The 11,589-nt window shown below is 68.6% G+C and carries 9 protein-coding genes; 2 read left to right on the forward strand and 7 right to left on the reverse strand.

Annotated features, from left to right (window positions below; translation table 11 throughout):
- Window positions 1-5 precede the first annotated feature (5 nt).
- The 4 genes from RVF83_RS11195 to allB form a co-directional block, all read right to left on the reverse strand.
- A complete protein-coding gene (locus tag RVF83_RS11195; protein WP_005196712.1) occupies window positions 6-1,676 on the reverse strand; it encodes a DNA repair helicase XPB in 1,671 nt (556 codons plus the stop codon).
- A gap of 55 nt (window positions 1,677-1,731) precedes the next feature.
- Window positions 1,732-2,649 (reverse strand): oxygenase MpaB family protein, encoded by a 918-nt coding sequence (locus tag RVF83_RS11200; RefSeq protein ID WP_005196714.1) that lies wholly within the window; start codon window positions 2,647-2,649, stop codon window positions 1,732-1,734.
- A 199-nt stretch (window positions 2,650-2,848) separates the two neighbouring features.
- Complete coding sequence (locus tag RVF83_RS11205; protein ID WP_005196716.1) at window positions 2,849-5,200, reverse strand: helicase-associated domain-containing protein; 2,352 nt, start codon at window positions 5,198-5,200, stop codon at window positions 2,849-2,851.
- 52 nt (window positions 5,201-5,252) lie between these two features.
- The gene (gene allB / locus RVF83_RS11210; protein ID WP_005196717.1) at window positions 5,253-6,671 is read right to left on the reverse strand and encodes an allantoinase AllB; all 1,419 of its coding nucleotides are present in this window, start codon (window positions 6,669-6,671) and stop codon (window positions 5,253-5,255) included.
- 249 nt (window positions 6,672-6,920) lie between these two features.
- On the opposite strand from allB, the gene RVF83_RS11215 reads away from it, so the two are divergent.
- On the forward strand, window positions 6,921-8,474 hold the full coding sequence (locus RVF83_RS11215; RefSeq protein WP_005196719.1) for an NCS1 family nucleobase:cation symporter-1: 1,554 nt from the start codon (window positions 6,921-6,923) through the stop codon (window positions 8,472-8,474).
- Window positions 8,475-8,493: 19 nt separating this feature from the next.
- On the forward strand, window positions 8,494-9,216 hold the full coding sequence (locus tag RVF83_RS11220) for an aspartate/glutamate racemase family protein (RefSeq protein WP_005196720.1): 723 nt from the start codon (window positions 8,494-8,496) through the stop codon (window positions 9,214-9,216).
- Here the strand turns inward: RVF83_RS11220 and RVF83_RS11225 are convergent.
- From RVF83_RS11225 to RVF83_RS11235, 3 genes are all read right to left on the reverse strand, one after another.
- Window positions 9,213-9,821, reverse strand: coding sequence for a TIGR03086 family metal-binding protein (locus tag RVF83_RS11225; RefSeq protein ID WP_005196722.1), 609 nt, complete (start codon window positions 9,819-9,821; stop codon window positions 9,213-9,215). The two genes, RVF83_RS11220 and RVF83_RS11225, sit on opposite strands and share 4 nt — an antisense overlap.
- Before the next feature lie 116 nt (window positions 9,822-9,937).
- Entirely contained in the window at window positions 9,938-10,543 is a 606-nt protein-coding gene (locus RVF83_RS11230; protein ID WP_005196723.1) for an LGFP repeat-containing protein, read from the reverse strand.
- 100 nt (window positions 10,544-10,643) lie between these two features.
- A complete protein-coding gene (locus RVF83_RS11235) occupies window positions 10,644-11,582 on the reverse strand; it encodes a TAXI family TRAP transporter solute-binding subunit (protein ID WP_005196725.1) in 939 nt (312 codons plus the stop codon).
- Window positions 11,583-11,589: the final 7 nt, after the last annotated feature.

Consider the following 11,589-nt stretch of genomic DNA (forward strand, 5'->3'; position numbering starts at 1 on the left):
AGTGCTCAGTCCGCCGAGGTGGGGTCCCCGATGGTCGGGCCCAGGAGGTCGTCGGCGTCGGTGATGCGGTAGGCGTAACCCTGCTCGGCGAGGAACCGCTGCCGGTGGGCGGCGTAGTCGGCGTCGAGGGTGTCGCGCGAGACGACCGAGTAGAAATGGGCCTGACCGCCATCATGTTTCGGCCGCAGCAGGCGACCGAGGCGCTGGGCCTCCTCCTGGCGCGAACCGAAGGTGCCCGACACCTGGACGGCGACGGATGCCTCCGGAAGGTCGATGGAGAAGTTGGCGACCTTCGACACGACGAGGGTCTGCAGCTCGCCGGACCGGAAGCGGTCGAACAGGATCTCGCGCTCCTTGTTCTTCGTCGACCCCTGGATGACCGGGCAGTCGAGTTCGCGGCCGAGCTCCTCGAGCTGGTCGATGTAGGCGCCGATGACCAGCGTCTGCTGACCCTGGTGCTTGTTCAGGATCGCCTTCACCACGTTGACCTTGGTGTGCGCGGTGGAGCAGAGCTTGTACTTCTCCTCCGGCTCGGCGACCGCGTACTGCAGGCGCTCCTCGTCGGTGAGGGTCACACGGACCTCGATGCACTCGGCCGGTGCGATCCAACCCTGTGCCTCGATGTCCTTCCACGGGGCGTCGTACCGCTTGGGGCCGATGAGCGAGAAGACGTCACCCTCGCGGCCGTCCTCGCGGACGAGCGTCGCGGTGAGGCCGAGGCGTCGTCGTGACTGTAGATCGGCGGTCATCCGGAAGACCGGTGCGGGCAGCAGGTGCACCTCGTCGTAGATGATCAGGCCCCAGTCGCGGGAGTCGAAGAGATCGAGATTCCGGTACTCGCCCTTCGACTTTCGCGTCATGACCTGATAGGTCGCGATGGTGACCGGGCGGATCTCCTTGCGTTCGCCGGAGTACTCGCCGATCTCCTCCTCGGTCAGCGTGGTGCGCGCGATGAGCTCGCGCTTCCACTGCCGGCCGGCGACGGTGTTGGTGACCAAGATCAGGGTGGTGGCACCGGCCTTGGCCATCGCGGCCGCGCCGACCATCGTCTTGCCCGCACCACACGGCAGCACGACGACGCCGGAACCGCCCGCCCAGAACGAGTCGGCCGCCATCTCCTGGTAGTCGCGCAGGTGCCAGTCGCCCTGGTCCAGGTCGATGGGGTGCGCCTCGCCGTCGACGTACCCGGCGAGGTCCTCGGCCGGCCAGCCGACCTTCAGCAGCACCTGCTTGAGGCGACCGCGCTCGGACGGATGCACGATGACGGTGTCGTCGTCGATCTGTGCACCGAGCATCGGGGCGACCTTCTTGTGCCGCATGACCTCGAGCAGCACGGCACGGTCGAGGCTGACGAGGGTCAGTCCGTGTGCGGGATGCTTGACCAGCTGCAGCCGGCCGAAGCGGCCCATCGTGTCGACGACGTCCATCAGCAGCGGCTGGGGGACGGCGTAGCGCGAGTAGGTGACCAGCGCGTCGACGACCTGTTCGGCGTCGTGACCGGCGGCGCGGGCGTTCCACAGCGCGAGCGGGGTGACCCGGTAGGTGTGGACGTGCTCGGGGGCACGTTCGAGTTCGGCGAAAGGTGCGATCGCCTGACGAGCCGCCTGCGCGTCGGGGTGGTCGACCTCGAGCAGCAGGGTCTTGTCGGATTGCACGATCAGGGGTCCATCGGTCACCCGCTCCATTGTCCAGATAGGAGCGCCGATTGTCAGCGACGGGCCTGTTTGTGGTTCAGAACACGGGGAGGCCGAGTCGGCGGCGCACCCTCAGGTCGACGATGTTCAGTCGGAAGATGCCGCGCAGCAGGGGCGCCACCACCGGGTCGACGACGCGCAGCGCGGAGAGCATCGCCTGGTAGCGGCGGGCGTCGTCGTCGGTCCACGTCCAGCCCATCATGGAACGGAACTCCGGCGGCAGGCCGGCGTTGATGGCGTAGGTGAGGAATCCGCCGAGGGTCTTGTGGGCGAGGGTGCCGACGACACCGGCGCGGAACTCGAGGAACGAGAGGTCGGCGAGGCTGCTCAGTTCCTGCCGCACGGGCTCGTCGATCCGCAGTTCGGCCAGCTGGCTGTTCCAGTAGACGAGGAGTGCGTCGTAGGTGGCCGGCCACTTGTCCCGAGGGACGTTGAGTGCGGTGCCGAGCGGATGTGCGTCGTCCAAGACCATCTGCCGTTCCGCGTCGGAGAGTGGACCGTAGATCAGTTCGTACTGGTCGATGAAGTACTTGAGCAGGCATACCGCAACCCACAGCTGCAGGCGCGAGTCGTTGGCGCTGTAGCGCACCGGGCTGGTCTCGGTCGAGTAGACCTGGTCGTGGACGCGGCCGACGCAGTTGTGGATGTACTCCTTGTCGGAGTCGCTTCCCATCAGTGCGACGGCCAGGTAGGTGCCGGTCGTGCGGGCCCGCTTGACCGGACGCTTGATGGCGTTGCCCTGTGGAACGCGGCTTTCGTGGACGCCGTACCCGACCTTCGGGTTCGCCAACTGCATGATCACGTTCGCGACCGACAGCGTCGGGCCGATGACGGTGACGAGGTCGGCGGGACGTTTCACGCGGCGGCGCCGTGCCGGCGGTGTCATGCGCTGGACGAGGTCGTGCTGATAGGTGTCGGGCACGTCGGCGGAGGCGAGGGGGCGTACAGCGGTCATGACGAGCCAGCTTTCCTCGGCGCGGAGTACTCGCGAGCCTACCAAGATTGTGAGACGGATGTCACAGGTCGTGTCATTGCGGAGGTGATCCCGACTGCCGAACCTCAACTCGACCGGCAGACGTCGATCGAGGTCTGCCGGTCGGGTTGAAGTCGACCGGTGGTTGGTCAGGCAGCGGGGGAGGATCGGCCCTCGGAGGCTAGGCGTCGAGGAGTTCGACGCTGGTCAGGCGGTGCAGCGAGAACCGCTGCTCGGTGTCGGAGCCCTCTTCGACGGCGACCAGCTGCCCGGCACCGAGCACCTTCGGGGTCACTACGTGACGGCTGGCCGATCCCTGGGCGTCGACGTAGCCGACGCGGAGCCGGCGGTTGGCGCGCAGGGCGAGCTGGATGAGTGCGGTCGCCGACTCGCCGCTGCCGGTGGCGCGGACGGGCGTCGTAGACGTCGAGGTGGTGCGGACCGGGGTGGCCGCGGCGGCGCGGTCGGTGGAGCGGATGCGGCCGACCACCGAGCGGAGCTGATCTTCCGACGGCGCGCTGCGACGCGGCTGGGCCTGACGGCGGGCCCGCGAGACGGTGACGCGGCTGCCGCGTTCGCGGAGGTCGACGACGGCGCCTGTCGAATCCTCACCTGCGGGAGCGAAACCCGCGGCGCGTAGTTGATCGATCACCTCGCGCACCTCGGAGGGTGAGATCGCCACGGTCGGGGCGAGTGCCCGCAGCGCAAGTGGCTCGGCGGCCGGACTGCGCAGCACCGCGGCCAGGACCGTCGGATCCTCGCAGCGGATGAACGCAGACGCCACGCCGACGCGGAGCTGCCCGTGTTTCCGGGCGACGTCCTCGATGAGATACGAGAGCGACTGCGGCACCGGTGTTCTCGAGTGCGTGGTGAACATCGACAGCAGCTCGTTGCTGCTCCGCCCGGCGTCGAGTGCGCGTCGCACGCTCTCCGGCGTGATCCGGTAGACCGACGCCGCGCCACCGGATTCGAGGTCGGCGACGAGCTCGACCTGCTCCGCGAGTTCCGGCGTCATCGGGCCCGGCACGGTGAGGGTGAGGTCGGCCTGGGTGAGGAAGTGGTCCACCGGCTCGGGCAGCACGGCGCGCATCGCGGCCAAGACCGCCGCATCGGCGTCGGCGGGATCGGCATCGGCAGGCGGTTCGACGGTGTACGCCCGGCCGACGGTGGTCAGCGCATCGTGGGCGACCAATCCGATTTCGCGTGCCTCGCGCAGGGTTTCGGCGACGAGCCGCTTGCTGAAGCGGCGGATCTGGCGGGGACGGTGCCAGTGCAGGTTCGCCAGCACCGCGTCGGGTGTCACCGCGACCGCGGGGTCGGCGTGGGCCAGCGTCGACAGGATGAGTTGCCGTTGGATCGGTGCGTAGGCGTCGTGGAGCTCGGCGGACAGAGTGGCCATCGCATTTCCGTCACGGTCGGGGTCGCCGACCTGCCAGGCGCGTCGGGGCATGTGTAGCCAGGCGTCGGCCAGGGACAACCACTGACGCTCGCGCGGCTGGTGTAGCCAGGTGTCCGCGGTCGAGGTCGGCGCGAAGGATTGTTCGCCGGAATCGTTGGGCGGCGGCGGTTCCGGGAACCCGGCGTCGATGATCCGCAGGTAGCCGGCGAGCTCGATCAGGAACGCGACGCGCTGCGTCTCGATGCCGGAGAGCTTCGACAGGCGTCGGAGTTCGCGGACGCCGAGCGCCCCCGACCGCAGGACGGTTGCGGGGGTGGCGCCGAGGATGTTGATCAGCGAGGTGAGGTGACGGATGAGTTCGAGTGCCTCGCCGCCCGCGGCGGCGTCGACCGCCTTGGCCGGGAAACGTGGCTTGAGGCCGGCCTCGTGCAGCGGTGGGGGAGTGAGATCGTCGGTGCGCCAGGCCGGTTCGTCGCGGATCACCGCGCCGACCATGGGTGGGAGTTCGACGGTCTGATTGTCGACGCGGGCCAGGAGGCCGGACGAGATCAGTTGTGCGACAGGTGTGCTCGGGTCGGCGTCGGGGTCGGCGTCGCGGCTGCGGCCCAGGGCGGGGCCGCGGGCGAGGGTCTCCAGGAGTTCTTTCGGCCGCTCGTCGAGGGCGGCGACCATCGCGGCGATCTCCTCGCCGCTCCGGCCCGCGAGCGGTCCGGTGAGATGTGGTGACCGCCAGGGCATCGCGGAGTCGACGTGCTCGCCGGAGCAGAGGGAGGACTTGTTGCCCCACAGGATCGCGCGGCGTCGAAGGAGATCGATGCGGGCGCGGACGTCCGCGGCGGCGGCCCGCCCGGCCAGTGACTGGACGATCTTGGTCTCCGACGGGCGCTTGGTCTTCGTGGCCGTGCGGCTCCCCAGAGCGATGGCCTGCTCCAGGACGGCGACCGACAAGACGTCGAGATCCTCACCGGCCAGCGCCAACGACGCCGCGGACAGCGCGCGCTGCGCCAGCACCCGGGTGCCCTGAGGGGTGGGGGAGGCGAGGTCGGGGCGTTCGACCAGCAGCTCGGTGAGCTCGTCGTCGGAACGCGCGGCCAACTCCTGGGCCAGGCCGGCGTGCTGGTCATCCGAACTCATTCGATCGACTTTACCGGTCGGTGTGTGATCGCCACCTCCGGTGCAGTAGCCCTCAGACGTCGCCGCGGCGCAGCATCCGGCCGCGGGCGGTCTCGAAGTCCACCTTCTGCCCGCGAACCCAGGTGCCCTTGACGACGCCGGCGAGGGCGCGGCCGTCGTACGGGCTGATCGCGTTCTTGTGGTGCAGTCGGTTGACGTCGACGATCTGCGCGGACTCCGGTTCGAAGATGGCGAAGTCGGCGTCGCAACCGAGGGCGATGCGGCCCTTGGCCGGCAGGCCGGCGAGTTCGGCGGGCTTCGCCGCCATCCACTCGATGACCTGTGGCAGGCCGATGCCGCGCTTCTTCGCCTCCGACCAGATGAGCGACAGTCCGAGCTGTAGCGAGGCGACTCCGCCCCAGGCGACGCCGAAGTCCCCGTTCTCGGGGTCCTTGAGGTCGATGGTCGAGGGGGAGTGGTCGGAGACGATGCAGTCGATCGTGCCGTCGAGCAGTCCCTCCCACAGCAACTCACGGTTGCCGGCCTCGCGGATGGGCGGGCAGCACTTGAAGGCGGTTGCGCCGTTGGGGACCTCTTCGGCCAGCAGGGTGAGGTAGTGCGGGCAGGTCTCGACCGTGATCTTCACCCCGTCCTTCTTCGCGCTGGCGAGCATCGGCAGGGCATCCGACGACGACAGGTGCAGCACGTGGGCGCGGACTCCGGTCCAGCGTGCGCGCTCGATGACCTCGGCGATCGCCAGGTTCTCGGCACCGCGTGGGCGCGAGGCGAGGAAGCGGGCGTACTCGTCACCCTCGGGGGACGGCGCGTGGTCGATGGCGCGGGAGTCCTCGGCGTGGACGATCATCAGCGAGTCGAACTCGGCGAGCTTGGCCATGTCGGCTTCCATCTCGTCGGCCGTGAGATGCGGGAACTCGTCGACCCCCGAATGCAGCAGGAAGCATTTGAAACCGAATACGCCAGCGTCGTGCAGGCCGCGCAGGTCGTCCTCGTTGCCGGGGATGGCGCCGCCCCAGAAGCCGACGTCGATGTGCGTCTTGCCCTGCGCGGCGGCACGCTTCTCGGCCAGGGCGTCGACGTTGACGGTCGGTGGGATCGAGTTGAGCGGCATGTCGATGAGCGTGGTGACGCCACCGGCGGCGGCCGCTCGGGTGGCCGAGTCGAAACCCTCCCATTCGGTGCGGCCCGGCTCGTTGACGTGGACGTGGGTGTCCACCAGACCGGGGATCATCACCTGGTCGTCGGCGAGCTCGATGACCTCGGTGCCGACGAGCCCGCTGCCGAGCGGTTCGATCGCGACCACGCGGCCGTCGCGGATGCCGATCTCGCGCGCCACGATGCCGGCGGTCGTCAAGGTTTGTTCACCACGCACGACCAGGTCGAACGGCGCAGCGGGCGCGCCCGCGGAATCGGCGGAGGTAGGGGTCGCGGCATCGGCGGAGGTAGGGGTCGGGGCACCGGTGTCTGAGGTCATGGGGCGGGACTCCTTGCTGATCGCCGTGGCCTGGGTTCGATCCAGAGACTAACCCAGCAGATTCCTCATCGTGGAATATCGGGTCGTGATTTCGGAAACGTGACTCGCGAGTAGCGCTTGGCGATGCTATTGACAGCGCCCCGCACGAGGACGCTAATCTTCACCGACGCGGAACCCCGATTCCACATCACGGAAGTTCCACGAGTGTAGGAGCGCGGTCATCGATGACCGTCCGACGAAAGTGCAGAGATGAGCACTGAACCGCCCACGATCCAGCGTGACGAGGCGACGCCGATGACGTCCACGACCGGCGTTCTCGCCGGCGAGGAGACCCGCGGCGTGACCGGAACCGTCCCGGCCGGATTGAGTCCCAAGCTTTACAACGACGACCTGGCGCCCACGAGTCGCGTCGGCCGTCGGTGGAAGAGCTACAACATCTTCACGCTGTGGGCCAACGACGTACACAGCCTGGGCAACTACGCCTTCGCCATCGGACTCTTCGCGCTCGGGCTGGGCGGCTGGCAGATCCTGACCGCGCTGGTGCTCGGCGGTGTCTTCCTCTTCCTGCTGCTCAACCTGTCCGGCTTCATGGGCGAGAAGACGGGCGTCCCGTTCCCGGTCATGAGCCGCATCTCGTTCGGCATCCGCGGTGCGCAGATCCCCGCCCTCATCCGCGGTGGCGTGGCGATCGCGTGGTTCGGCATCCAGACCTACCTCGCGTCGGTCGTCCTCCGGATCATGCTGGTCGCGCTGTTCCCCGGCGCGGAGGACCTGGACGCCAACCGATTCCTCGGCCTCTCGACCCTCGGCTGGATCTCCTTTGTCTCGCTGTGGGTCATCCAGGTGATCATCGTCAGCTACGGCATGGAGATGATCCGCCGCTACGAGGCCTTCGCCGGCCCGGTCATCCTGTTCACCATGGTGGCGCTCGCGATCTGGATGCTCAGCAACGCCGACTGGACCATCGCGTGGACCACCCCCGACTCGCTGACCGGCGTCGACATGTGGCTGAAGATCATCGGCGGTGCGAGCCTCTGGGTCGCCATCTACGGCACCTTCGTCCTGAACTTCTGCGACTTCACCCGCAACGCGGAATCGCGAAAAGCCATCGTGCGCGGCAACTTCTGGGGCATCCCGCTCAACATGCTGCTCTTCGGCGGCATCGTGGTCGTGCTGGCCGGTGCGCAGTTCCGGATCGACGGCCGGGTCATCGAGTCGCCGTCGGACATCGTCCAGACCGTGCCCAATACCTTCCTGTTGGTGCTGGCCTGCCTGGCACTGCTGATTCTCACGGTCGCGGTGAACCTGATGGCCAACTTCGTCGCACCGATCTACGCGCTGTCCAACCTGTTCCCGCGCTACCTGAACTTCCGCCGCGCGGCCCTCGTGACCGCGATCATCGGCCTGGTCATCCTGCCGTGGAACCTGTACAACTCGCCTGCGGTGATCAACTACTTCCTCGGTGGGCTGGGTGCGCTGCTCGGACCGCTGTTCGGCATCGTCATGGCCGACTACTGGCTGGTCCGCCGTTCGCGGATCGATGTGCCCGCGTTGTTCTCCGAGGCACCCGACGCCGCCTACCATTACCGCAACGGCGTGAACCTGCGGGCCATCGTCGCACTGGTCCCGACGGCGGCCTTCGCCCTGGTGATGGCCTTCGTCCCGGCCTTCGAAGTGGTCTCGGAGTTCTCCTGGTTCATCGGTGCCGGTCTCGGTGCGGTGGTCTACCTGCTGGTGGCCGACCGTCGCGGACCGTTCGCCGAGGTGTCGGGCGAGCCGATCTCCGTCGCCAGCACCCACTGATCGCCAGGAGGTAGATCCGATGCGCATCCTCGTCGCCAACGTCAACACGACCGAGTCGATGACCGAGGCGATCGCCGACTCGGCTCGGTCGGTCGCTTCACCGGGTACTGAGATCGTCGGCATCACACCGCGATTCGGCGCCGACTCGTGCGAGGGCAACTTCGAGTCCTACCTCGCCGCCATCGCGGTGATGGACGCGATCCTCGCCTATCCCGAACCGTACGACGCCGTCATCCAGGCCGGGTACGGCGAACACGGCCGGGAAGGTTTGCAGGAACTCCTCGAGGTCCCGGTCGTCGACATCACCGAGGCCGCGGCGTCGACGGCGATGTATCTGGGACACAAGTTCTCGGTTGTGACGACGCTGGACCGGACGGTCCCGCTGATCGAGGATCGGCTCAAACTCGCCGGCCTCGACCAGCGCTGCGCATCGGTCCGGGCATCGGGACTCGGTGTGCTGGAACTGGAATCGGACCCGGAGCGGGCGGTGAAGGCCATCGTCGAACAGTCCACGAAAGCGGTGCACGACGACCACGCCGAGGTGATCTGCCTCGGCTGCGGCGGGATGGCCGAGCTCGAGGAGCAGGTGCGTGCTGCGACCGGCGTCCCGATCGTCGACGGTGTGCGTTCCGCGGTCACCATCGCCGAAGGCCTTGTCCGCATGGGACTCTCGACGTCGAAGGTCCGCACCTACGCGAAGCCGCGGGAGAAGAAGGTCACCGGCTGGCCGTTCAGGATCTAGTCCTGCGTCGAGGCCTGGGGCCACCGCGGGTCCCGGCCGGTGAGGCCGGCGAGTCGGTCGATGAGGGGCGCGTCGTCGGGCACCTCGACCACCGGCCCGAACATGCCGGCGCGCTCGTCCTGCGGCTGGGGCGGGTAGTGGAAGTCGAACACGACCTGCAGGATCTCGTCGGGGATGTCGAATTCGATGTCCGCGGCGCGGGCGACGTCCCAGCCGTGCAGGACCAGTTCCGACAGTGCCACCAGGCCCATGATCTCGGCGGGTAGCTCGACGCCGCCTGCCTGGGTCATGCCCTCCCACGCCGCGGTGTCGTTCCATGAGTCGGCGAGCTCGCGCACGTGACGGTCCAGTTGGTCTCGCCACTCCGGCGACAGTCGGCTCTCCGCCGGGTTCGGCGGCGTCGAGGTCAACGGGCCGAAGTCTTTGCGCGCGGCGGCCGCGAACGCCTGCGCGAGTCCGTCGACGTGGGCCAGCAGTGCGGCGAGACGTGTGTCGCGGCAAGGGGTCGGACGGTCCAGTTCGGATTCGGGGATCGTGGCGGCGAAAGCCAGCATGTGATCGGCGGCCGCAGCTATCAGTCGCGCCTGGTTGGTGTCGGTGGGCATCCGAGTCCTTCTCCTCGTGTCTGAGTGCTCACCGGGACTGACTCGCCGGCCGCCGATTTCTCATCGGTCGCACGAGACGGTTGTGGATGCGGCGCGGCTTCGGCCGGTCGGCGGTCCTACTTCAGGCCGGATGGCACGGTGTTGCCGTCGACCGTCACGGTGACCTCGCCGGTCGTCTTGTTCTCGGAGATCGTGCCGTGTTCGAAGGTCACCGTCTCCAGAGGCCCGTCGACTGTCACGTCGCTGGTGGGCACGCCGAGAGGTCCGGCCGAGCCGTTGGTGCCGAGGAGCATCGGGGTGCCGTCCGGCGCGCGCTCGGTGTTCCACGCGTCTCGGATCTTGCCGGAGGTGACGATGTAAGCGGGCGTTCCGGGGTTGCTGTTCTTCGCGATGATCACACCGCCGCGGAACTGTTGGTACACAACGCCGCTCTCGCGCGTGCCGGCGTTGTGATCTCCGGTCAGCGGTCTGCCCAGAGCTTCTCGTTGTGCCGGCGTCGCCGAGGCGTACCTGGCCGCAAGGGGGCCGGCGAGCGTCACCGTCACGTCGTCCTCACCCATCACCGTCAACTCGGTGGGGTGGGCCCCGGCATCAGCGGCGGCCGCACGGTTCGAGGTGGACGAAGTGCGGTCGGCCTCAACGCTTCCGCACCCGGCGGCGGCAAGCGTGATCACGAACAACCCGGCGACGAACGCGGCGCGACGGGAAGCCGTCTGCTTCATGGGTGTCTCCCGGACTCTCGACGTACAGCCGATCCAAAACGCCCGAATCGGACGGATGACGCTCGAGTCTATCGGTCACGTTCGCGGGCGTGCGCCCACCTCACCCGTGCCGTCGGCGATATTCGCGGGCGGCTCCCGGGTGCAGGGGGATGGGCCCGGTGACGATCAACGACTGTGCGTCGAGGAACTGACTGCCGATCGCCTGAGCCGGGACGAGCTGGGCCGACTCGTCGAGCAGCAGGTCGACGACTGCCGCGGCGGTCGCGTCCGGCACGTCCCGGCGAGCGAGCAGTAGGTTCGCGACCCCGACGGTGGTGACCGCCGGATGCCGACCGTAGATGTCGGCCGGGATGCGCACGGGCTCGTACGCGAGGCCGTGCCGCTGTCGTAGCGCCGGGACGATTCCGCCGAGGTCGACTAGAGCGATCGGTACCTGTGGGTCGGCGAATGCCGGGGTCGGCAGACCACCCGCCCACATGACCGCGTCGACCTCTCCGGCGGCGAGCGCGGCGCGGGCCTCCCGCATCGTCTGGCGAACCGGCCGGATGTCGCGTTCCGGACCGAGTCCGGCTGCGACGAGAACCCGCTGCGAGAGTTCCGCGGCCCCGGAACCCGGTGCGCCGACACTCACCACCCGCCCACGGAGATCGGCGACCGTTGCGATGCCCGAACCGGCGCGGACCGCCACCTGGAAATAGTTTTCGTACACGCACCCGAGCGCGGTCAGCTGCGGGTCAGCACGTTCCACGGCAGCGTCGCGGAGGCTGAGGGCGAGCTCCGCCGAACCCGCGGAGAGGGCGTCGAGGTTCTCGGCGGAGCCGTTGGACCGCAGGGGCCGGATCGGCGGTGCACCCGACCGGTCAGCAGCCGCCGCGAGGAGACCGGCGAACTCCCAGAAGAAGCCGCCGGTCTCACCCGCCGCGAGGCGGACCGGTGAGCCGCGCTCGTCGCCGCACGCGGACAGCAGGAGCAGCGCACCCAGGCCGGAGCACCCGCGGAGCACGGTCCGACGATCGACCGACCCGCGCGCGTACGACATGGTGTCA

The organism is Gordonia rubripertincta, from assembly GCF_038024875.1.
In the GTDB taxonomy this organism is placed as follows: Bacteria; Actinomycetota; Actinomycetes; order Mycobacteriales; family Mycobacteriaceae; genus Gordonia; species Gordonia rubripertincta.

Coding starts and splice junctions, on each gene's coding strand:
- RVF83_RS11235 (WP_005196725.1), bottom strand. CDS start 11,582: ATGTCGTACGCGCGCGGGTCGGTCGATCGTCGGACCGTGCTCCGCGGG.
- RVF83_RS11230 (WP_005196723.1), bottom strand. CDS start 10,543: ATGAAGCAGACGGCTTCCCGTCGCGCCGCGTTCGTCGCCGGGTTGTTC.
- RVF83_RS11220 (WP_005196720.1), top strand. CDS start 8,494: ATGCGCATCCTCGTCGCCAACGTCAACACGACCGAGTCGATGACCGAG.
- RVF83_RS11205 (WP_005196716.1), bottom strand. CDS start 5,200: ATGAGTTCGGATGACCAGCACGCCGGCCTGGCCCAGGAGTTGGCCGCG.
- allB (WP_005196717.1), bottom strand. CDS start 6,671: ATGACCTCAGACACCGGTGCCCCGACCCCTACCTCCGCCGATGCCGCG.
- RVF83_RS11200 (WP_005196714.1), bottom strand. CDS start 2,649: ATGACCGCTGTACGCCCCCTCGCCTCCGCCGACGTGCCCGACACCTAT.
- RVF83_RS11215 (WP_005196719.1), top strand. CDS start 6,921: ATGAGCACTGAACCGCCCACGATCCAGCGTGACGAGGCGACGCCGATG.
- RVF83_RS11225 (WP_005196722.1), bottom strand. CDS start 9,821: ATGCCCACCGACACCAACCAGGCGCGACTGATAGCTGCGGCCGCCGAT.